Raw genomic sequence first — 24142 nt, 5'->3', positions numbered from 1 at the left:
AAAAATAAAAAAGCGACCGAAGTCGCTTTTTGTTATTTATCAGCTTTAGAGCCACCTAAACATTTCGGTGACGGGGCAACCGCCTGACCTCTGTCGTGCCACTCTTGCTGAGTGAACAAATGCATCGACAAGGCATGAATTGGGTTGTTCATTCGATCGGATAGGAAGCTAAAAATCAGCTGGTGACGCTGTACCTTTCGCTTACCTTCAAAATCATCCGACACAACTGTTACTTTAAAATGTGAGTCAGTTGCAGGGCCAGAATGCATGTGACTCTCGTTTTCAATCACAAGATGCTCAATTGCCAGACCATCTTCTAGACGATTTCTAATTACCGCTTCAATACTCATTTTTTACTCTTTTTACTTTCATCCATTCTTTCCACCTCTTCTGTAGCCATTTTCAAGAAGTGTCGATGGATTTTACGTGTCGTTAATGCAACAGCGCCGATTACAACAGGTACCGAGATACCTAAAATCAGATCTTTGTTCAGATCTACACCAGAGTTATACACGGCATCTAATAGGTATTTAATTAAACCAATAGTGTAGTAACTGATTGCTGCGACGGATAGGCCTTCTACCGTATGTTGCATCATTAATTGAACTTTAGAGCGCTGATCCATAGAAGCCAACAGCTCTTGGTTTTGCGATTGGATCGATAGCTCTACACGCGTGCGCATCATCTCTGCTACACGGTCGATACGACGGGATAGATCTTCAAGACGATTACTGGTCGCGCGACAGGTTTTTACCGCAGGTGTTAAACGACGCGTCATAAACTCGGTAATGGTTAAGTGCCCAGAGACTTCGTCTTCTCGCAGCTCTTCAAGGCGCTTAATAACCAGGTCATGGTAAGCGTAAGTTGCACTGAACCTAAAGGTTGCTCGTGCCCTGCAGTCTTCCACCCAAGATGCCATATCGGTAAGGCGGAACAGCAGTTCCTGCTCATCGATATCGCCACTATGGGCTAGATGATCGGTAATATCAGCCAGCTTTTGGTCCATATCGCCAAGCGTTGGATTGATCTCTCGCGCAGTCGGCAGCGAAAGCAATGCCATCAAACGATAGGTCTCAATCTCCATAATACGCTGAGTTAATCGACCTAGCTGGCTATCACTCATCTGCTTGTTGTAGATCAGGAAACGGCCGAAGCCATCACTGTGCATCTGGAATGTTGTCCACACACGGGCATCGCCATTTTGCGGGCTACTACCGACTAAACGCATACCTTCAAAGAAGCGTTTTACTAGTGGCAGATTCAACTCATGTGTTTGTCGCGCATCTTCTACTGAAACGTGGAAGGCCGACATCACTGTACCTGGAATGTCAGCAAGCCAACCTTCTGGTAGCGGTGTTAGCCCAGTAACTTCAAATGGGTTACCACCCTGCTCTATACCTGTATTGATAAAGGTATAAGTAGTGAACTCCATATGTTTTTCACGGCGTACACGTAGATTACCGAAGTCCGCGTGGTAACAAAGTTCATCAACTTCTGGTGGCTCAACACCGAAATGCTTAAACAACTCCTGCAGGTGCGCAAACTGCTGTTTGCTCTCTTCAGGATTACACATCACTGCTAGATGGGTAATGCGAGCCGGACTTGGAATAACCTGAAACGGGCGCGAGTGTAATTCACTGTACAAACGCTCCCGCATCGGGTGCATTTTCAGTCCATGAGGGTTAACAATCTGCTCCATAAAATCTCCAAAAGCCCTTAACTAACGCGGCTATACATCTTCCAAATTTGCCATCATTAATGGCTGTTTAGCTAAATCCAACGCCATGATTTGCGGATAGACATCAAACCATTCTTGAAAGTTAGCAAAGCTAATTTCACGCGGCCAATGATCACCCAACTCATCCCAAGCAGAAAGCTCGCTTTCGAAAATAGATTGCCAATGAGTTTCCAGCGCTTTAGAGAAATCCTCTTCCGTGCTGACTTCATCAACCAGATAAACGGTGCCTTCCCTACGCTGCTCGTCTAGAGTTAAGCACTGGTGTAAACCGTCTGCATCCACATCTAAACTATTAGTCCAGTCTGCAAATGGCTGTCGCGGTAAAACAACAAATGCTGAACGGTTAAGCAACTTCATGGTTCTTATCCTTAGCTTTGGTTATACTCGGGCTATAAATTATTAGACCCATCATAACAGTTGATTGATCACCTGATAGGGGTAAAGAGATGAAGTTTACCCTCTGTTGAGGTAGCTTTTTAGCTTACTACCTTTGGCTAGTCGAACGAAACTGTTTTATTGAGTTAATTCTGTGATTATTCCTGTATTACAACAACTTAACTCGCGCGATCAGTGGATGGCGTTCTGCCGCCGTGAACTGCCATACTGCTTTATTGAAAGCCCTGAATGCTTGGTCGATTTTCAGACGACCTTTCTAAAGATCACTCTACTACCTAAAGCCACATTGATTCATGATGCGGTGAAATACAGCCTAGGTTCGCGTACTAGCATGGAACCTGTCTGGCGCTTAATAAAAGGCTGTAATTGGGATCTAAATGCAATTTTGAGTGGTCTGGAGCAGATGGCGTTCGACAGTAATGTTCGCGATAACTCCCTACTTAAAGTCCATACCGATCTGAGTGTTCGAAAGTACTTTAGCCGTGAGCGCTGCCTTGTATCTCCAAATACGCTCGGTTTACTTGAGCCCTTAATGGCGCAGCCTGATATATGGGACGCTCAGTCGTTGGCAAAACTCATTAGCCATCAGCAGTTCTCTAGTCTTCAAAATGAAGTTAAAGCTCTACCGGGCAGTAAGCAAAATGCCGGGGCTCCGCCGCCGAGCATCAGTACGATTATGATGATTTTGCTCGACCCTGTTGAGCAATGCATCGGTCAGATACATAAAGGCCGGTTGCATATCTTCCGCGGCAAGCAACCATTTATCAGTCTGATCCCTAAGCTTGCTTGGCCGAAACCACGCTTAAAGACATCTAGCTAATATTCGGTGATACATTCCAGCCAATAAAAAAGGCGCCGAAGCGCCTTTTTATTCCGAGAGTATTAAGCCGGTTCTGGCTCAAGCTCCTGCTCGTCTTGATCTTCTGCTTCCAACTCAGCCATCATTTTCAGTGGGTTGTCAGAGTTTAGAAGTTCACGCCCTTGAAGCGTTGGGAACTCAACATCCAAGTCTACGATACGACCATCACGGCATACGTTGATAATGGTATCCATACAAGAACTTAGTAGTGAGTACTTCTCATCCGGTGCAGCGATAATTGTCTGTAAACCTAGATCACTCATGAAGCCTAGAGAGGTTACTGTGTTCTCAGAATCCAGTTTATTGAAGGCTTCGTCGAATACAGACAGGCTCATACCACCTAGTGGATTGCCATCATTACCTTCGCGTAGTCGGTATGTTGCAGCTTGGGCTGCAGCAATTGCCACGTAGAACGGTACTTGGTGCTCACCACCGGAACCGGTTTTGATACGCTGAGTCAGGGTTGTTTTACGGTTACCGTCGAGATCTTTTACAACCAATTCGAAGTTGTAGAAGTTACGGTAATCCTGCAACAGGCTGCTCTCACCTTCATCTTTAAGCACTTCGTGAATCTTAGCCAGTGCATCTTTATGAGGCTTATCGCTATCAAATTTCAGATCAAATAGAGAGCCAACGTTCGCTGAATCCATCTGAGTGTAAGCTTCTACCAGTTCCAAAATATCTTTCAATTCTGGGTTCGGCATCATGTCGAAGCTATACATCTCTTTATGGAACGGACGGCCTTTAAGGTGTTGGTTAAGCTCACGAATAAGATCTTTGATCTTGTTGATCTGATCGTTCAAGTGCGCAACAAAGTCAGATCTAAATGCAGTTTCTGCTTCCAGACGCGCACGCTCTGCTTTCTGACTGTAGTTCGCCAGCTCAGAATCTTTAAGCGCTTGAACGGTTTCATCTACAAATGCAGATAGCTCTTCGTGCGTAGAATCCGGTGTAACTTTATCTAGTTGCTGATGGCTTAAGCCACCGCCATGGTATTTCGCTTTGTACTGGGCAACACCATCGCGAACAGCGTTTTTCTTCTTCTCGTGCAGAGACAATTCGGACTGAGCCTTTTTCGCTGCTTCAAAGATAATACGCTCTAGTTCACCAGAACATGATTCATCTAGGTAATCGCGTTTTTCCTGCGCAGATTGCGCATCAAACTCGCCCTTCTCTTCACAAGTAGTACGTGCAGTTGCGTGCTCTTCTAGCTCTTGGTCGAATACTTCTAGCGCTGCTGTATCTTTGATGATGGACGTACGTACTTTCTGAAGCTTATCCATCAAGCTACGTTGCATCTGCTCAGTAGATTTCTGTTCAGCTACTAGATCAGCAATACGCTGTTGAACACCAGTATCATCTTGGTTACGCAGATCGGTGATCGCCTGACGCTGACCTTCGATCTCTGTATCAAGCTGTTCACGCTGGTTAACCAAGTCGAATACACGTTCGTTCACATTGTCCAAACCGTTGTTCAGCGTAATTAACGCATCACGTAGTTTTTCCAATGTATCGTGATTTTTACCCAGCTGCGTGAATTCAGAAACCAGCTGATCAACCTGCTTACCTTGTAGCGCAGCTTGGTCAGAACGACGACGAATACCCATTATAGGCTGCTGTTCGTTGATCGCCGTTGTCGAACCTTCTGTCTGCAACATGCAGTCATAAGTTAATGCACGCTCGTGACGCAGTAGTTCGGTTTCAGTCTCAACCGCCATCACGCCGCCTAGTGCACGGTTCATATAGGCACGAGCATGATCATTTTCAGTATCGATGAAATAAGCCAGTGAGCCCGCTTTATAACGGTTTAGCCAGTCACCAGATTTGGTCGTATTAACGATACGGCAACCTTTAAGGTGGCGACCTTTACGACGGTAAAGTGTGATCGCTTCTTTCACACGATCTGGATCGACGATTAGCGCTTCACGGCGCGCACCTAGGAAAGACTCAATCGCAATTCGCCATTTGTCATCGTTGATATCCGCTAGTTCACAGATCGGCGTGGACTCAATGCCGTACTCTTGTAACAGCTCCATCAACTCGCGAGTGTTACGACGAACCGGTGCATGACCTTGCTTTAGCGCTTCAACGGCACTCTTCTGGTTCTGGATCTCAGAACGCAGTTCATTGATACGAATAACCGAGTGCTCATAACGACGCGCGATATCACGGCGAACACCTTCAACCTGAAGTTTTAGGCTTTCTAGAACGTTATCAACTTCTACAGGAGATTGTGGCCATAGATCCGCCATAATGTCCTGACCAGAACGCCACTGTTCTACACACTGTTCAACAACAGGACGGAATTTCTCAGGTAGCAGTTCGCTGTTTTCAGCAAAACCTACGGTAGTACGCATCAGGTTATAAACGCCCTGAATACGCTCTTTCACAACATTAATTTCGTGTGTTTTAGCTGTGATAGACGACTCAAGCGCCTTAACTTTGTGAGCTGAATCAGAAGTATTTAGCTCTGCACGGGCTTCGGCCAAGTTCTGCATAATCTGGTTGAGTTCTTCACTCTTCTTCTCCAGATCCACCTGAACTTGTTCCTCTTTCGCTTGGTTATCTTCCAAGCGCTCTGCAGCATCCTCTTTTTTAAGGTCTGCATTTTCAAATCGTGTTTCGTGAACAACCCACTCGTATTCTGCAGCGTTTTTCACATTGCGCTGAATACCATTACAAAGCTCTTGTACTTTCTCTAGCTCACCGATTCGGTTCGCTACTTCGCGCGTCTTAGTTTCCATCGCGCGGTATTCATCAAGAGACTTACGGAATGCACCGACATGGACAATGTTTTCGTCTAGAACAAACTCACGAATAAAGCGTGTAGGGCTGTCGATTGGCACGAACTTAAGCGCGTTCTTAAAGTTCTTAACAAACTTATCGTCATCGTTTGGCATCTCTGGGTCGTAACTCAGGTGCGTTACCAATTCACGAACAAAACGGCTAGAACGCTTTTCCAGAATCATATCTGGGCACTGCTTGTAGAGATGATCGCGAACTTGATCCCAAGCTTTAGGTAGACGGCCTTCACCTGTTTTCTCGGTAAAGTCGTCTAGGGATACAGAGCAATCTGGAAGAATAAAACGACCTAGAACATCTTCATCAGCAGACGCAGTAGATGCACTAATCGCTACGCCAACCGTCGTTTCTTTAGCAGTTTCAGTATCGAAGAAACTCAATGCCAAATAACAAAGGGAATCATGACGTGCAGTATTCTTTTTACCGTCGTCATCAAGAAAACCAAGGCAGTAAGTACGAAGGCTACGCTCACTCTTTTCACCCGCCGATGCGTTGAAGCTCAAGTGACGCTTGTTACCACCCATCAATACTGTTTGGATCGCATCCAATAGGGATGATTTACCAGAACCGTTTGGACCGACAACCGCAACGTTACCTTTAATCGGTATCTCTACAGCACCAAGAACGTACCAGTTAACCAGAATAATACGATTTAGCTGCTTCATTCAGCTGGTACCTCTTCTTTTTCTTCTGCCGTTTCAGCGACTGCTTCGTTTAGCTCTTCAGATGTTTCGTCAGCAGCTTCTACTTCTGCTTCAACTTTTGTTTCTGAGACATCTTCGTTGTTTTCTTCAGCAGGCTCTACCGCTGCTTCCGCGACTTCATCCATATCCAATACAACTTCACCATCTTGCTCGTTGGACTCACAAAGGCCTTCAAGCTGACGAATAAAGTCTTCAACCACAACTTGGCGGATTACTGGATTAATCTTAAGCGGGATATTCTTAGGTTCCATCTCATCTGGCTTACCGCGTTCGATAACACCGTGACGAGAGAACAAGGAAAGGATCTCTTTCAAACGCGTTTCGTTTGGAATCTCTTTACGCGTTAGGTTTTCATAAACCGTAAGCAGTTCGTCAGTGCTGGTGTATGCCTGCCCTGCTTCCACTTCGAAACTTTCTAAGCGCTGTTCATACTGCTGACGAATGCAAAGCAGCAACAAGGATTCATCCAAGCGTAAACGCATAAAGCGCTCTTCACCTTTAGGGATGATACCCATATAAGCTTCATCAGGCTGATGGATAAAAGACCAGCCGATCGCTTCAAAAAGATTAGTAAAGTAGTCTACATGCGAAGAAACTAGAAAATAGCTTTCACGGTGCCCAGGACGCTCCGCATATAGGAACTGATTGGTCAGCAGTTGATTCGCCGCACGGCTAAAATCGCTGGCTTGATACTGATCGCTGCGACCGATAATTTTCTGCAGATCACCTAGCATTTGAAACTTCCTTTGAATGATCTTTTCTAGTTATATAAAAATCACGACACTCAACCATGTCGGCAACGTTCACGTAATTTTCCTGGAATTTAATCTCATACTGCTCGCTCGTCTTACGCGCTTTCTTACCTAATGATTTCAGGTGGCGGACGTAACTAAAGCAGATGTAATCTTCGATCGAGCTGATCTCGAAATCGGAGGCGTTAATCTTTTCACGACCAATCAGATGGCGTTCTAAATACGCTTCTATACGATCAACTTTAACTTCACGACGCTCTTTGTATTCCTTAAAGAGTTGGCGAAGCTGTAGAACTTTTGGATCGATCTCTTTACGCGTAATAACTTGAGGTTCTGCAATGGTGCGACGTTTAACCGGCGCACGAACACTACCCGGCGCAAGGAAACCAACTGTATCCAAAGTTTGGATACGTGGGATTTCGCGGCCATCTTTTTCGCTGATTTGAGCGATTACGCGGGATAGACGTGAAGCCATACCCGGCGTCGTTTTATCCATGTAGCGAACAGTGTCAGATACACGTTTTTCCAACTTGTAGCGGAAATCGTCAATGATCGCTAAGCGCTGATCCACTGATTCGAAGATACGGATAATACGGTTGATATGTTGATGCACGCGCGCTTCAGCATCATGAATATCAACTTCAAACTGCTCTTGATAGTGCATGATCAACTGTTCCAGTTTGACTGTATCAAACTGTAACTCTCGCAATAGAGATAAAATCTGTTGACGGAATCGGAACGGGTTATTTTTGGTTTTCAGGGTTTTATAGTCTGAAACCAAGATATGCTCTACGAATCGATCAAAGAAGTTACGTACAATCTCTTGCGGGTTATTGGTTTGCGACAGATTGATCTTTAGCTCACGCAGGCCAAGCATCATATCTGTAAGGTGGGCGCTGAAATCAGCTGCTGTTTGAGCCGCTTCTGATAAAGTAATACCACGCCCTTGAGGATCATTGATCGCAGATTCTAACGAACTCAATACGTTAAGAACCGCACCGCCGTAGCTACGCTTCTCTAGGTTCGCAATCGAAACCAGAGTACGTAACAGGAAGCTATTCGCAGGAGATAGCAGGACATAACTGCGATAGATACGCTGCTCCTCTTCCAACCACCCAGTAGAAACCAAGCGACGATAGATGCGACTGGTATATTCGGCAGTTGAACGAGGAGGTTCTTGCTGATCCTCTTCAGAATCATCCTCTTCTGGTTCCCAACGACGAACACCTAGACGAATTACCGCCCCTTCGATCGTTGAACGTACCAAATCCTTAGGTACAAACGGGTCAACCAAATCTTCGTCAAAGAACAGGTCGGCCAATGAGATAAGTACAGCCTGATAAACCTGTCGATTCTGCCCGGATAAAGGCAAAAACAAGTTATCAGGAAGTTTATTAAACAGCATTCAGCGTTAATCCGCGGTCTTTAAACCCGTGAACAGGGTTCTATTTTTATAAGGTAATAGGAACCGATTCTAGCGGAAAATTGGACTAGGGATAAGGGTTAAATCCACTATATTCGTAGTTGAATATAGACGGGAATTCATCTTCCCCTAGAAAACAAAAAAGCACCCATAAAGGGTGCTTTTAACTAGTTGATAACTCTATCGATTATTAGTTGATACCATCATCGATGTTGTTGTTATCAAGAAGCTGCTGTAGTTGCGCTGCTACATCTGTATCCGCTGCAACGTTGTTCAAGTCGATAGTCTGAACAACATTAGAGCTAGATGCATCAGTGATCTGCAACTGTAGATTGCCATCAACATTCTCTACTGCAGAGATAACATGCGAACCATCAGACAGTACATCCGATAGATCGATCACATCATTTTCCGAAGTGTTGAAATCAACAATCTGATCAGCAGCAGGTGCGTTATCAACTCCAAGATCAGACTTAGACCAAACAAACAAATCCTCGCCTTCACCACCAGTTAGAATATCGTTTCCTGCTTGTCCAATTAGTATATCGTCACCATCACCTGCAACTAGAACATTGTCCAGACTGTCGCCTACTAGATAATCGTCAGACGTAATATTCAGAACTGCAGATGAAGTATCACCATCAGCATCTTCAATTTCATACTCGAATGAATCAATACCAGTCGGATAGTAATCGTAACTAATCTCTGTAAGCGTTATACCCTGACCCGAAGGATCCGTGATAGTAAACACAAGATATTTAACCTCACCGGAAATACCCTCAGCACTACCGGTATAAGTACCATTGCTTACTGACTGACCTCCAGACATATCACCATAGGTTATTAGAGACCCATCAGCAGCAAACGCCTGCCACTGAATATCAGTAGGATCCGTTTGATTAGCATTGTATTGACCAATGACAAATGTAAATGATCCAGACACAGCCTTAGAAAGCTCGTATACAAGATATTCACCATTATCTAATGTCGCAGCTCCGTTATTATCAGCAACACCGTAACCCTGTTTGTTAGCGCTAGCCGAGCCATGAGTAGAAACGGAAACGTCACTTTGAATGGTCGGATTAAGGTTTAGAGAACCATCAGCATTGTACAAATCAAATGCAAAACTACTTTCAGTATCAGAATACGCTGAAATAACGGCACCCTGAGTATCATTAACCTTTACTCGAATAGTTTCACTTGTAGCGTTATATTCGTAGCTGTATTCACCATTGGCATCAATAGTTAACGCACCATAAGCACCTTGGATAACGGTATCACCAGATGGACTTACCGGATTACCATTCACAGAAGTAACTTTATTATCTACATCAACACTTAAATAATCGTTGGATAGAACATTACCCTCTACAACTACAGAGGTATCTATAACAGCGTCAGAATCATTTACCGCCACAGGTACATCGTCAATCACTCTAATCGTTAAATTAGTTGAAGCCTCTGCACCATTAACGTTGGTTACAGTGTAAGCAAACTGGTCGATATCATTAACGCCCTCATCTGTTGTAGATGTAAGTTCGTAGTCATAATCACCAGCCAAGCGACCATTGAAATCATCTGTATAAACAGTAAGTTCACCGATATCAGTTGTAATTACGGTAATGCCAGTAGGATCAACACGAATACCATCTATATGAGTAAGCTCCGAATCGATGCCCAGTAGATTATCATTGGCAAGTAAGTTACCAGAGACAATAACTGGACTAGATGAAGCCAATAGCGATTCTTCAACCTCTTTAACATCTTCAAACACAGACGGTTTTACAGTAGATGACAAGTCGGTTGGTACAGGAGTATCGCTGTTAACATCAATAGCTACTGTCGCTGAAGAGCTTGTTAAACCCTTTTCATCTTCAACCGAATAAGTAAACGAAACATCGTCAACAAGATCGTACGCCAACGAAGCAACGTAATAATCACTCGAATCGGATGGGCTATTCTCATTCTGATACTCCGTCCCAACGAAACGAAGTTGATCAAATGCAATATCCGATAAAGTAAATGAAGCACTGCCAGTACCGTTGTTATTACCAATAGAGGTAGTATCAACATTTCCATTGCTAGGAGAGAAATCTGCAACTGCTGTACTAGATGCTGTGAAAGTCCATGTACCAACTAAAGCTCCGTCCAAATAAGCATGAACCACGCCAATCTCACCGCCACTTTCGCTATTGATTAAGTGAGTAACACCAATCGTTGCGTTAGTAACAGGTTGATCAAAATCAAACAACAGAGTTTCAGTATTGCCATCAGCATACTCAATCTGATTGATTCGATCATCAGAGCCACTATCAACCCCTAAACCGTCATTATTAATTTGAGTGACAGAAGATTGGGTACCATCCAAACCATAAGCAATAACATCCAAGCCTGCACTACTAGCAGCAACAGCATCAAAACCTTGAGTAAAATCGAAGGAAATAGTACTACCCGTACTTTCTAAGACTTGATCGTGCTCAGCTACCCAATAAAGAGTATCTGATGTGCTAAATTGATCACTCTGAATTTCGGATGCATCAAGTTTGATATAGCTTCCATCTTGAAGCAGATAGATGTCACCATAATTTGGAAGAGAATCTATACTAAAGATCAGACTATCTTCTGCAGTTTCAAGATCAGAACCCCCAAGATCAGCAGGATCACCACCTACAGTTTCATCATTTTCAGCGACAGACAGATCACCATCAAGACCACCACCTATATCGATTTTCTTGATAAATGCATAGTTGCCAATTGGGAAATTAGCATCTAGTGAATCTGTACTTAAATTAGATTGGGTTGAAACATCATCAGCAGCTGGTGGTGCATTAAAATCAGCATCTGTAATCTCAGTGTCAGTGCTCGCTGTGGTGATCGACGCACTACCGTGATCTACACTTTCTCCGCTCAATGTCGCCGTGATCGTCTCGGTGCCTTCATCGTTATCGTCATTGATCGCACTTACATCAAAGCTGAAATCAGAGCCGGTAAAAGTACTGTCAAACGTCAGCGTACCATTGCTGTAGCTCACACCCTGTGTGTTATTCGCCGCAGTTGTAATCGCTGTTACGAAGTCACTGTAGTCCTCATCTGAAGTTGCATCACCGCTTGGAGTGATAGCAACACTAGCTGTGTTGCCCGCTACAAGCGGATCGCCACCCAGCGTCACGGTGAACGTCGCTGTCTCTTCCAACTCTTCTGAAATCGACGGTGTAGAGTTGATTGCAAATGTTACCGCTGCATCCAGTTCTGTGATCTCAGTGTCAGTGCTCGCTGTGGTGATCGACGCACTACCGTGATCTACACTTTCGCCGCTTAACGTCGCCGTGATCGTCTCGGTGCCTTCAACGTTATCGTCATTGATCGCACTTACATCAAAGCTGAAATCAGAGCCGGTAAAGGTACTGTCAAACGTCAGCGTACCATTGCTGTAGCTCACACCCTGTGTGTTATTCGCCGCAGTTGTAATCGCTGTTACGAAGTCACTGTAGTCCTCATCTGAAGTTGCATCACCGCTTGGAGTGATAGCAACACTAGCTGTGTTGCCCGCTACAAGCGGATCGCCACCCAGCGTCACGGTGAACGTCGCTGTCTCTTCCAACTCTTCTGAAATCGACGGTGTAGAGTTGATTGCAAATGTTACCGCTGCATCCAGTTCTGTGATCTCAGTGTCAGTGCTCGCCGTGGTGATCGACGCACTACCGTGATCTACACTTTCGCCGCTTAACGTCGCCGTGATCGTCTCGGTGCCTTCAACGTTATCGTCATTGATCGCACTTACATCAAAGCTGAAATCAGAGCCGGTAAAAGTACTGTCAAACGTCAGCGTACCATTGCTGTAGCTCACACCCTGTGTGTTATTCGCCGCAGTTGTAATCGCTGTTACGAAGTCACTGTAGTCCTCATCTGAAGTTGCATCACCGCTTGGAGTGATAGCAACACTAGCTGTGTTGCCCGCTACAAGCGGATCGCCACCCAGCGTCACGGTGAACGTCGCTGTCTCTTCCAACTCTTCTGAAATCGACGGTGTAGAGTTGATTGCAAATGTTACCGCTGCATCCAGTTCTGTGATCTCAGTGTCAGTGCTCGCTGTGGTGATCGACGCACTACCGTGATCTACACTTTCGCCGCTTAACGTCGCCGTGATCGTCTCGGTGCCTTCAACGTTATCGTCATTGATCGCACTTACATCAAAGCTGAAATCAGAGCCGGTAAAAGTACTGTCAAACGTCAGCGTACCATTGCTGTAGCTCACACCCTGTGTGTTATTCGCCGCAGTTGTAATCGCTGTTACGAAGTCACTGTAGTCCTCATCTGAAGTTGCATCACCGCTTGGAGTGATAGCAACACTAGCTGTGTTGCCCGCTACAAGCGGATCGCCACCCAGCGTCACGGTGAACGTCGCTGTCTCTTCCAACTCTTCTGAAATCGACGGTGTAGAGTTGATTGCAAATGTTACCGCTGCATCCAGTTCTGTGATCTCAGTGTCAGTGCTCGCTGTGGTGATCGACGCACTACCGTGATCTACACTTTCGCCGCTTAACGTCGCCGTGATCGTCTCGGTGCCTTCAACGTTATCGTCATTGATCGCACTTACATCAAAGCTGAAATCAGAGCCGGTAAAAGTACTGTCAAACGTCAGCGTACCATTGCTGTAGCTCACACCCTGTGTGTTATTCGCCGCAGTTGTAATCGCTGTTACGAAGTCACTGTAGTCCTCATCTGAAGTTGCATCACCGCTTGGAGTGATAGCAACACTAGCTGTGTTGCCCGCTACAAGCGGATCGCCACCCAGCGTCACGGTGAACGTCGCTGTCTCTTCCAACTCTTCTGAAATCGACGGTGTAGAGTTGATTGCAAATGTTACCGCTGCATCCAGTTCTGTGATCTCAGTGTCAGTGCTCGCCGTGGTGATCGACGCACTACCGTGATCTACACTTTCGCCGCTTAACGTCGCCGTGATCGTCTCGGTGCCTTCAACGTTATCGTCATTGATCGCACTTACATCAAAGCTGAAATCAGAGCCGGTAAAAGTACTGTCAAACGTCAGCGTACCATTGCTGTAGCTCACACCCTGTGTGTTATTCGCCGCAGTTGTAATCGCTGTTACGAAGTCACTGTAGTCCTCATCTGAAGTTGCATCACCGCTTGGAGTGATAGCAACACTAGCTGTGTTGCCCGCTACAAGCGGATCGCCACCCAGCGTCACGGTGAACGTCGCTGTCTCTTCCAACTCTTCTGAAATCGACGGTGTAGAGTTGATTGCAAATGTTACCGCTGCATCCAGTTCTGTGATCTCAGTGTCAGTGCTCGCTGTGGTGATCGACGCACTACCGTGATCTACACTTTCGCCGCTTAACGTCGCCGTGATCGTCTCGGTGCCTTCAACGTTATCGTCATTGATCGCACTTACATCAAAGCTGAAATCAGAGCCGGTAAAAGTACTGTCAAACGTCAGCGTACCATTGCTGTAGCTCACACCCTGTGTGTTATTCGCCGCAGTTGTAATCGCTGTTACGAAGTCACTGTAGTCCTCATCTGAAGTTGCATCACCGCTTGGAGTGATAGCAACACTAGCTGTGTTGCCCGCTACAAGCGGATCGCCACCCAGCGTCACGGTGAACGTCGCTGTCTCTTCCAACTCTTCTGAAATCGACGGTGTAGAGTTGATTGCAAATGTTACCGCTGCATCCAGTTCTGTGATCTCAGTGTCAGTGCTCGCTGTGGTGATCGACGCACTACCGTGATCTACACTTTCGCCGCTTAACGTCGCCGTGATCGTCTCGGTGCCTTCAACGTTATCGTCATTGATCGCACTTACATCAAAGCTGAAATCAGAGCCGGTAAAAGTACTGTCAAACGTCAGCGTACCATTGCTGTAGCTCACACCCTGTGTGTTATTCGCCGCAGTTGTAATCGCTGTTACGAAGTCACTGTAGTCCTCATCTGAAGTTGCATCACCGCTTGGAGTGATAGCAACACTAGCTGTGTTGCCCGCTACAAGCGGATCGCCACCCAGCGTCACGGTGAACGTCGCTGTCTCTTCCAACTCTTCTGAAATCGACGGTGTAGAGTTGATTGCAAATGTTACCGCTGCATCCAGTTCTGTGATCTCAGTGTCAGTGCTCGCTGTGGTGATCGACGCACTACCGTGATCTACACTTTCGCCGCTTAACGTCGCCGTGATCGTCTCGGTGCCTTCAACGTTATCGTCATTGATCGCACTTACATCAAAGCTGAAATCAGAGCCGGTAAAGGTACTGTCAAACGTCAGCGTACCATTGCTGTAGCTCACACCCTGTGTGTTATTCGCCGCAGTTGTAATCGCTGTTACGAAGTCACTGTAGTCCTCATCTGAAGTTGCATCACCGCTTGGAGTGATAGCAACACTAGCTGTGTTGCCCGCTACAAGCGGATCGCCACCCAGCGTCACGGTGAACGTCGCTGTCTCTTCCAACTCTTCTGAAATCGACGGTGTAGAGTTGATTGCAAATGTTACCGCTGCATCCAGTTCTGTGATCTCAGTGTCAGTGCTCGCCGTGGTGATCGACGCACTACCGTGATCTACACTTTCGCCGCTTAACGTCGCCGTGATCGTCTCGGTGCCTTCAACGTTATCGTCATTGATCGCACTTACATCAAAGCTGAAATCAGAGCCGGTAAAAGTACTGTCAAACGTCAGCGTACCATTGCTGTAGCTCACACCCTGTGTGTTATTCGCCGCAGTTGTAATCGCTGTTACGAAGTCACTGTAGTCCTCATCTGAAGTTGCATCACCGCTTGGAGTGATAGCAACACTAGCTGTGTTGCCCGCTACAAGCGGATCGCCACCCAGCGTCACGGTGAACGTCGCTGTCTCTTCCAACTCTTCTGAAATCGACGGTGTAGAGTTGATTGCAAATGTTACCGCTGCATCCAGTTCTGTGATCTCAGTGTCAGTGCTCGCCGTGGTGATCGACGCACTACCGTGATCTACACTTTCGCCGCTTAACGTCGCCGTGATCGTCTCGGTGCCTTCAACGTTATCGTCATTGATCGCACTTACATCAAAGCTGAAATCAGAGCCGGTAAAAGTACTGTCAAACGTCAGCGTACCATTGCTGTAGCTCACACCCTGTGTGTTATTCGCCGCAGTTGTAATCGCTGTTACGAAGTCACTGTAGTCCTCATCTGAAGTTGCATCACCGCTTGGAGTGATAGCAACACTAGCTGTGTTGCCCGCTACAAGCGGATCGCCACCCAGCGTCACGGTGAACGTCGCTGTCTCTTCCAACTCTTCTGAAATCGACGGTGTAGAGTTGATTGCAAATGTTACCGCTGCATCCAGTTCTGTGATCTCAGTGTCAGTGCTCGCTGTGGTGATCGACACACTACCGAGATCTACACTTTCGCCGCTTAACGTCGCCGTGATCGTCTCGGTGCCTTCAACGTTATCGTCATTGATCGCACTTACATCAAAGCTGAAATCAGGGCCGGTAAAGGTACTGTCAAACGTCAGCGTACCATTGCTGTAGCTCACACCCTGTGTGTTATTCGCCGCAGTTGTAATCGCTGTTACGAAGTCACTGTAGTCCTCATCTGAAGTTGCATCACCGCTTGGAGTGATAGCAACACTAGCTGTGTTGCCCGCTACAAGCGGATCGCCACCCAGCGTCACGGTGAACGTCGCTGTCTCTTCCAACTCTTCTGAAATCGACGGTGTAGAGTTGATTGCAAATGTTACCGCTGCATCCAGTTCTGTGATCTCAGTGTCAGTGCTCGCCGTGGTGATCGACGCACTACCGTGATCTACACTTTCGCCGCTTAACGTCGCCGTGATCGTCTCGGTGCCTTCAACGTTATCGTCATTGATCGCACTTACATCAAAGCTGAAATCAGAGCCGGTAAAAGTACTGTCAAACGTCAGCGTACCATTGCTGTAGCTCACACCCTGTGTGTTATTCGCCGCAGTTGTAATCGCTGTTACGAAGTCACTGTAGTCCTCATCTGAAGTTGCATCACCGCTTGGAGTGATAGCAACACTAGCTGTGTTGCCCGCTACAAGCGGATCGCCACCCAGCGTCACGGTGAACGTCGCTGTCTCTTCCAACTCTTCTGAAATCGACGGTGTAGAGTTGATTGCAAATGTTACCGCTGCATCCAGTTCTGTGATCTCAGTGTCAGTGCTCGCTGTGGTGATCGACGCACTACCGTGATCTACACTTTCGCCGCTTAACGTCGCCGTGATCGTCTCGGTGCCTTCAACGTTATCGTCATTGATCGCACTTACATCAAAGCTGAAATCAGAGCCGGTAAAAGTACTGTCAAACGTCAGCGTACCATTGCTGTAGCTCACACCCTGTGTGTTATTCGCCGCAGTTGTAATCGCTGTTACGAAGTCACTGTAGTCCTCATCTGAAGTTGCATCACCGCTTGGAGTGATAGCAACACTAGCTGTGTTGCCCGCTACAAGCGGATCGCCACCCAGCGTCACGGTGAACGTCGCTGTCTCTTCCAACTCTTCTGAAATCGACGGTGTAGAGTTGATTGCAAATGTTACCGCTGCATCCAGTTCTGTGATCTCAGTGTCAGTGCTCGCCGTGGTGATCGACGCACTACCGTGATCTACACTTTCGCCGCTTAACGTCGCCGTGATCGTCTCGGTGCCTTCAACGTTATCGTCATTGATCGCACTTACATCAAAGCTGAAATCAGAGCCGGTAAAAGTACTGTCAAACGTCAGCGTACCATTGCTGTAGCTCACACCCTGTGTGTTATTCGCCGCAGTTGTAATCGCTGTTACGAAGTCACTGTAGTCCTCATCTGAAGTTGCATCACCGCTTGGAGTGATAGCAACACTAGCTGTGTTGCCCGCTACAAGCGGATCGCCACCCAGCGTCACGGTGAACGTCGCTGTCTCTTCCAACTCTTCTGAAATCGACGGTGTAGAGTTGATTGCAAATGTTACCGCTGCATCCAGTTCTGTGATCTCAGTGTCAGTGCTCGCTGTGGTGATCGACGCACTACCGTGATCTACACTTTCGCCGCTTAACGTCGCCGTGATCGTCTCGGTGCCTTCAACGTTATCGTCATTGATCGCACTTACATCAAAGCTGAAATCAGAGCCGGTAAAGGTACTGTCAAACGTCAGCGTACCATTGCTGTAGCTCACACCCTGTGTGTTATTCGCCGCAGTTGTAATCGCTGTTACGAAGTCACTGTAGTCCTCATCTGAAGTTGCATCACCGCTTGGAGTGATAGCAACACTAGCTGTGTTGCCCGCTACAAGCGGATCGCCACCCAGCGTCACGGTGAACGTCGCTGTCTCTTCCAACTCTTCTGAAATCGACGGTGTAGAGTTGATTGCAAATGTTACCGCTGCATCCAGTTCTGTGATCTCAGTGTCAGTGCTCGCCGTGGTGATCGACGCACTACCGTGATCTACACTTTCGCCGCTTAACGTCGCCGTGATCGTCTCGGTGCCTTCAACGTTATCGTCATTGATCGCACTTACATCAAAGCTGAAATCAGAGCCGGTAAAAGTACTGTCAAACGTCAGCGTACCATTGCTGTAGCTCACACCCTGTGTGTTATTCGCCGCAGTTGTAATCGCTGTTACGAAGTCACTGTAGTCCTCATCTGAAGTTGCATCACCGCTTGGAGTGATAGCAACACTAGCTGTGTTGCCCGCTACAAGCGGATCGCCACCCAGCGTCACGGTGAACGTCGCTGTCTCTTCCAACTCTTCTGAAATCGACGGTGTAGAGTTGATTGCAAATGTTACCGCTGCATCCAGTTCTGTGATCTCAGTGTCAGTGCTCGCCGTGGTGATCGACGCACTACCGTGATCTACACTTTCGCCGCTTAACGTCGCCGTGATCGTCTCGGTGCCTTCAACGTTATCGTCATTGATCGCACTTACATCAAAGCTGAAATCAGAGCCGGTAAAGGTACTGTCAAACGTCAGCGTACCATTGCTGTAGCTCACACCCTGTGTGTTATTCGCCGCAGTTGTAATCGCTGTTACGAAGTCACTGTAGTCCTCATCTGAAGTTGCATCACCGCTTGGAGTGATAGCAACACTAGCTGTGTTGCCCGCTACAAGCGGATCGCCACCCAGCGTCACGGTGAACGTCGCTGTCTCTTCCAACTCTTCTGAAATCGACGGTGTAGAGTTGATTGCAAATGTTACCGCTGCATCCAGTTCTGTGATCTCAGTGTCAGTGCTCGCCGTGGTGATCGACGCACTACCGTGATCTACACTTTCGCCGCTTAACGTCGCCGTGATCGTCTCGGTGCCTTCAACGTTATCGTCATTGATCGCACTTACATCAAAGCTGAAATCAGAGCCGGTAAAAGTACTGTCAAACGTCAGCGTACCATTGCTGTAGCTCACACCCTGTGTGTTATTCGCCGCAGTTGTAATCGCTGTTACGAAGTCACTGTAGTCCTCATCTGAAGTTGCATCACCGCTTGGAGTGATAGCAACACTAGCTGTGTTGCCCGCTACAAGCGGATCGCCACCCAGCGTCACGGTGAACGTCGCTGTCTCTTCCAACTCTTCTGAAATCGACGGTGTAGAGTTGATTGCAAATGTTACCGCTGCATCCAGTTCTGTGATCTCAGTGTCAGTGCTCGCTGTGGTGATCGACGCACTACCGTGATCTACACTTTCGCCGCTTAACGTCGCCGTGATCGTCTCGGTGCCTTCAACGTTATCGTCATTGATCGCACTTACATCAAAGCTGAAATCAGAGCCGGTAAAAGTACTGTCAAACGTCAGCGTACCATTGCTGTAGCTCACACCCTGTGTGTTATTCGCCGCAGTTGTAATCGCTGTTACGAAGTCACTGTAGTCCTCATCTGAAGTTGCATCACCGCTTGGAGTGATAGCAACACTAGCTGTGTTGCCCGCTACAAGCGGATCGCCACCCAGCGTCACGGTGAACGTCGCTGTCTCTTCCAACTCTTCTGAAATCGACGGTGTAGAGTTGATTGCAAATGTTACCGCTGCATCCACATCTGTGATTGTAGTAGTCACTGTAGCAGCATCATAAGTGATCGCTTCGTACTCACCTTCTTCGCTGTAGTTACCCACCAAAGCAACCGTGAACGTTTCACCGTTATCCGCCAGGGCATCATTGCTTGCTGTAGAGCTAAATGCTTCACCGATCGTCGCTTCCGTACCACTTACTGTGTAGTCGTCATCGCTGGTTTCGCCGTTGTTCGTGAAACGCACATCAACCGTACCTGTTGGCTGATCTTCATCCACCAATGGCTGACCATCTTCACCTACCGCAAGTACTACATAGTATGCGCTGGTCTCACCCTCTTCACTAATCTCAGACGCAGCCTCTGATACGCTACCATCTGCATTCGCTGCAAATAGCTTGAACGTATAAGCACTGTCATTATCGTCTGTATTATCTGGGTCATTCGAAGTTTCATCGATGATCGTTGTAGTGACGGTCGCTTCATCATAAGTGATCGCTTCGTAGTCATCTTCTTCGCTGTAGTTACCCACCAAAGAAACCGTGAACGTTTCACCGTTATCCGCTAGGGCATCATTGCTTGCTGTAGAGCTAAATACTGTACCGATCGTCGCTTGCGTGCCACTTATTGTGTAGTCGTCATCGCTAGTTTCACCGTTATTCGTAAAACGCACATCAACCGTACCTGTTGGCTGATCTTTGTCCGCCAATGGCTGACCATCTTCACCTACCGCAAGTACTACATAATAAGCGCTGGTCTCACCCTCTTCACTAATCTCAGACGCAGCTTCTGATACGCTTCCATCTTCATTCGCTACAAACAGTTTAAAGGTATAAGTTATAGGATCAGCTTCAGGAGCTTCAGAGGTTTGTTGTTCATCACTTCCTTCAAATACTTCAAGGGTATCATCTGACCGTGTAAAGCCTACCGTTTCATAACCTGCATTAGGATCTACTTCTTCAGCCGTACGCTCTATATTTACTGTTGAAGAGCCTTCATTACCTTCACCACCTGCTTGCGTATCACCACCTGCTGCAGTTGCTTCCGATACAGCTGTAGGATCGGCACCTGCTAAGATCGCTGCCTGAATCGACTCTACATCCGCCGTTGCTTCAGAAAGATCAAAATTATTAGATTCTGTATATGTCTCAGCATTAGCCAACCAATTTTGGCCACCATCCAGTCGTACAGGTTCTCCTGCATCCATAGCAATCTCAATCGACGCATCAGGAGCAACTCGTATCATTTCATCTGCATATACTTCTTCCCCTAATGAAAGAAGCCTCTCTGTACCATCTGCCTTGACAGCTACTACATTTCCAATCAGAAGCGAAACTGTACCAATTACATTCATATATACTATTCCTTAGAAAACAGATCTCTGGATGATTGTTGTCCTTTATAAATGCCCAAATAAACAAAAACTATTGTACCGAGGTACAGGTATATATTTTTTTCTAGTTTTTAATAAGTTAGATCAAATTATTCGAAATCAAAAAACCACCTTAGACAGGCTGAATTTATCTCACCTGAACATAATTTGAGCTAATTTCAGCCAAAATTGTTTACGCTATAATCAACCCTACTAATCATTGAGTTTTTTTGTAAAAAACCCCTTGACGCCCCAACCCTTGGTCATTAAGATACGCCGCACTTTCAAGGCTAATCCCTGATAGCTCAGTTGGTAGAGCAGTAGACTGTTAATCTATTGGTCGCTGGTTCGAGTCCAGCTCAGGGAGCCAACTTGATAGTACAGCTGATGATCCCCGATAGCTCAGTTGGTAGAGCAGTAGACTGTTAATCTATTGGTCGCTGGTTCGAGTCCAGCTCGGGGAGCCATTTAGTCGGAGTGTAGCGCAGCTTGGTAGCGCATCTGGTTTGGGACCAGAGGGTCGGGGGTTCGAATCCCTCCACTCCGACCACTTTCATTGGCAATTATTCTAAATACCTGCTCAGGTATGATCGTCGGAGTGTAGCGCAGCTTGGTAGCGCATCTGGTTTGGGACCAGAGGGTCGGGGGTTCGAATCCCTCCACTCCGACCACTTTCATTGGTTAATTTCCAAAACACCTGCTCAAGTATCATCGTCGGAGTGTAGCGCAGCTTGGTAGCGCATCTGGTTTGGGACCAGAGGGTCGGGGGTTCGAATCCCTCCACTCCGACCATCTTAATATTCTCTATTTGCTTTCAATGACTAACTAAATCAATAGAGTTGAATTTGATAACTCATTGCTTTCGTCGTCTATTAGATTGTATTCGCAGCAGTTTTTCCTCGTAAACATCAAGCCCATTACGCCTAGCTCAATAATAACTCGTAGGCAATTCCCCCAGTATAATCACCATAAACCAAAGCTAAGATTTTTCTTCCTGAACCAGTTTTAATTTTTCATAAAGCTCTTCAGCCTCACGCGTCAGAAATGAATATTTTTCAATATCACCACTACGCTGCGCTTTCATAGCCTGCTCAAGCTTAGCGTTATATTCTTTCTTAAGTCTTTTTTCAGGATTCTGCTTTAAAAATGAGAACATCTGTTTCACCTTACATTCCAGAGAAACAAATATTACGAGAGGGAAAAGTGAACCGATCACATAGACAGTGCAACCGGCTCCAATATGAACTATGTATGGTTAGACAGTAGGCTCTTCAAAGAATTTCGCCAGAACTTTCGTCAAAGCAATAACATCCTTAGTACCAGCCATTTCACGAATTGAGTGCATTGCAAATTGCGGAACACCAATATCCAGCGTTTTCACACCCAGTTCCGCAGCTGTAATTGGCCCTATGGTACTACCGCACGCCATATCACTTCTTACAACAAATGCCTGAACCGGAACATTCACCTGCTGAGCAAGATCCCTAAATATCGCACTAGTTTCACTGTTGGAAGCATAGCGCTGATTCGCGTTGAGCTTAATTACAGGCCCCTCATTAATTAAAGGGCCATGGTTTGCATCGTGCTTATCCGCAAAATTAGGGTGAATACCATGAGCATTATCTGCCGAGATCATCATAGAACGACTTATCATCCGCACCCTATCCTCGACAGCAGGCATCAATCGTTCCAACACCTGGCTCAACATTGGCCCTTGAGCACCAGAAGAACTCATACTGCCTACTTCTTCATGGTCATTGCAGACTAAAAGCGCCCCTTGCTCAAAATCAGATTGCAGCAATGCCGCCAATCCCATGTAGCAACTTAAAAGATTATCCAGTCTTGCAGATGACAAATACTCTTTCTTTAACCCTGTCAGTGCTGGCCTTTGCGTATCGTATAGCGAGATTTCATAATCAAGTACCTCCGCCACATCCTCAACACCTTCAGCAGATAATCTATCCGCCAACATCTGCTTAAAGCTAAACCCTTTATCCCCTTGCCCTAAAATAACTGGCAAATAGGTTTGAGCATTGATTGTTCTACTTTTATTTGCCTCTCGATCCAGATGAATAGCCAAACTAGGAATCAGTGCTATCGGATCCTTAAAGTTGACTAATGCCTTAGAACGCTCACCTTTTAGAGACTTATAACTCACTCGCCCTGCCATAGACAGATCACGATCAAACCAGGGGTTTAACAACACCCCACCATAAACCTCAACACCCAACTGCTGATAGCCATGTCTATTCAGTTCAGGAACCGGCTTCACTTTTAGACAAGGAGAATCAGTATGCGCGCCCACCATACGTAATCCAGACTCTGCCAGATTAACATCACGCGGCAAAGACCAAGCAATTATGGAAGAGCCATTGCGAGTAACGTAATACTTCCCACCCGCTTGTAACTGCCAACTATCCTCTTCACGCAGCTCCATAAAACCATTTTTAGCCAAACGCTGCGACATCTCCTTTACCGCGTGATACGGCGTTGGAGACGCTTCTAAGAACAATTGTAAATCTGCAATTAAATCTGTCATTTAAAACCCTATTTCTCAGAAGCCTTAAAATCGATCAACTCAACTTTGAATATCAAAGTTGAATTCGCTGGAATATCAACACTTGGGCTAGTAGCACCGTAAGCCAATTCCGGCTTGATATAAAACATCCAAACCGCCCCTTTATTCATCATAGCTAAGCCTTCAGTCCAGCCGCGAATAACGCGATTTAACGGGAAGGAACTAGGCTCACCACGTTTATAAGAGCTATCAAATACATGCCCGTCAACACGAGTACCTTCGTAGTGAACAGTGACAGTATCAGTAACGTTAGGGCTCCCACCCTCTCCTGCCTGAACAACTTTATATTGCAAGCCACTCGGTGTTACTTTTACATCTTGATCTTTTGCATTTGACTCTAGAAAGGCAACACCTTCTTTCCTGACGTCATCATTAAGCGCCTTCTCAACCAACGCTTGACGAAACTTTTTCTCTTCAGGATCTTCACCACAACCACTAACCAATCCTAGCGCCATCGCCAGAGCTGTAACACCTACGAATTTCATGTTCATAAACGAATACCAAATAAATCCATACACTCTTTATAAGCAATTGATTTTACAACAGT

Annotated in this window: 11 protein-coding genes and 5 tRNA genes; 6 read left to right on the top strand and 10 right to left on the bottom strand. The window is 46.4% G+C overall.

Going from position 1 to position 24142, the window contains the following annotated elements:
- Positions 1-32: 32 nt before the first annotated feature.
- The 3 genes from ACMXYU_RS05665 to ACMXYU_RS05655 are packed head-to-tail and all read right to left on the bottom strand — an operon-like array spanning position 33 to position 2095.
- Entirely contained in the window at positions 33-350 is a 318-nt protein-coding gene (locus ACMXYU_RS05665; protein ID WP_415881734.1) for a BolA family protein, read from the bottom strand.
- Positions 347-1699: a DUF3422 family protein gene (locus ACMXYU_RS05660; protein WP_415881735.1), complete on the bottom strand. Its 1353-nt coding sequence runs from the start codon at positions 1697-1699 to the stop codon at positions 347-349. Before ACMXYU_RS05660 ends, ACMXYU_RS05665 begins: the two co-directional genes overlap by 4 nt.
- Positions 1700-1729: 30 nt before the next feature.
- Positions 1730-2095, bottom strand: a complete 366-nt coding sequence (locus tag ACMXYU_RS05655; RefSeq protein ID WP_415900602.1) for a hypothetical protein — start codon at positions 2093-2095, stop codon at positions 1730-1732.
- Between the two features lie 172 nt (positions 2096-2267).
- On the opposite strand from ACMXYU_RS05655, the gene ACMXYU_RS05650 reads away from it, so the two are divergent.
- Positions 2268-2954 carry a hypothetical protein gene (locus tag ACMXYU_RS05650; RefSeq protein WP_415900600.1) on the top strand — a complete coding sequence of 229 codons (687 nt, stop codon included), beginning with the start codon at positions 2268-2270 and terminating at the stop codon, positions 2952-2954.
- A 62-nt stretch (positions 2955-3016) separates the two neighbouring features.
- On the opposite strand, the gene ACMXYU_RS05645 is transcribed toward ACMXYU_RS05650, so the two are convergent.
- From ACMXYU_RS05645 to ACMXYU_RS05630, 4 genes are all read right to left on the bottom strand, one after another.
- Complete coding sequence (locus tag ACMXYU_RS05645) at positions 3017-6460, bottom strand: SbcC/MukB-like Walker B domain-containing protein (protein WP_415900598.1); 3444 nt, start codon at positions 6458-6460, stop codon at positions 3017-3019.
- Positions 6457-7233 carry a DUF4194 domain-containing protein gene (locus ACMXYU_RS05640; RefSeq protein WP_415900596.1) on the bottom strand — a complete coding sequence of 259 codons (777 nt, stop codon included), beginning with the start codon at positions 7231-7233 and terminating at the stop codon, positions 6457-6459. The genes ACMXYU_RS05645 and ACMXYU_RS05640 overlap by 4 nt, the downstream gene beginning before the upstream one ends.
- The gene (locus tag ACMXYU_RS05635; RefSeq protein WP_415895839.1) at positions 7223-8656 is read right to left on the bottom strand and encodes a Wadjet anti-phage system protein JetA family protein; all 1434 of its coding nucleotides are present in this window, start codon (positions 8654-8656) and stop codon (positions 7223-7225) included. Before ACMXYU_RS05635 ends, ACMXYU_RS05640 begins: the two co-directional genes overlap by 11 nt.
- A gap of 208 nt (positions 8657-8864) precedes the next feature.
- Positions 8865-20999, bottom strand: a complete 12135-nt coding sequence (locus tag ACMXYU_RS05630) for a retention module-containing protein (protein WP_415900594.1) — start codon at positions 20997-20999, stop codon at positions 8865-8867.
- Between the two features lie 312 nt (positions 21000-21311).
- Between ACMXYU_RS05630 and ACMXYU_RS05625 the strand changes: the two genes are divergently transcribed.
- From ACMXYU_RS05625 to ACMXYU_RS05605, 5 genes are all read left to right on the top strand, one after another.
- Positions 21312-21387: transfer RNA gene (locus ACMXYU_RS05625), tRNA-Asn, on the top strand.
- A 21-nt stretch (positions 21388-21408) separates the two neighbouring features.
- Positions 21409-21484: transfer RNA gene (locus tag ACMXYU_RS05620), tRNA-Asn, on the top strand.
- Positions 21485-21490: 6 nt separating this feature from the next.
- Positions 21491-21567: transfer RNA gene (locus ACMXYU_RS05615), tRNA-Pro, on the top strand.
- A 44-nt stretch (positions 21568-21611) separates the two neighbouring features.
- A tRNA-Pro gene (locus ACMXYU_RS05610) sits at positions 21612-21688 on the top strand.
- A 44-nt stretch (positions 21689-21732) separates the two neighbouring features.
- Positions 21733-21809: transfer RNA gene (locus tag ACMXYU_RS05605), tRNA-Pro, on the top strand.
- Between the two features lie 187 nt (positions 21810-21996).
- Here the strand turns inward: ACMXYU_RS05605 and ACMXYU_RS05600 are convergent.
- The 3 genes from ACMXYU_RS05600 to ACMXYU_RS05590 form a co-directional block, all read right to left on the bottom strand.
- On the bottom strand, positions 21997-22173 hold the full coding sequence (locus tag ACMXYU_RS05600; RefSeq protein WP_415901101.1) for a DUF6435 family protein: 177 nt from the start codon (positions 22171-22173) through the stop codon (positions 21997-21999).
- Positions 22174-22272: 99 nt separating this feature from the next.
- Complete coding sequence (locus ACMXYU_RS05595; RefSeq protein ID WP_415900592.1) at positions 22273-23556, bottom strand: M18 family aminopeptidase; 1284 nt, start codon at positions 23554-23556, stop codon at positions 22273-22275.
- Between the two features lie 8 nt (positions 23557-23564).
- Complete coding sequence (locus ACMXYU_RS05590) at positions 23565-24086, bottom strand: FKBP-type peptidyl-prolyl cis-trans isomerase (protein ID WP_415900590.1); 522 nt, start codon at positions 24084-24086, stop codon at positions 23565-23567.
- Positions 24087-24142 lie beyond the last annotated feature (56 nt).

Origin of the sequence: Neptuniibacter sp. QD48_11, assembly GCF_047778095.1 — a bacterium.
Lineage (GTDB): Bacteria > Pseudomonadota > Gammaproteobacteria > Pseudomonadales > Balneatricaceae > Neptuniibacter.
This window is presented reverse-complemented; position numbering and strand designations above follow the sequence as displayed.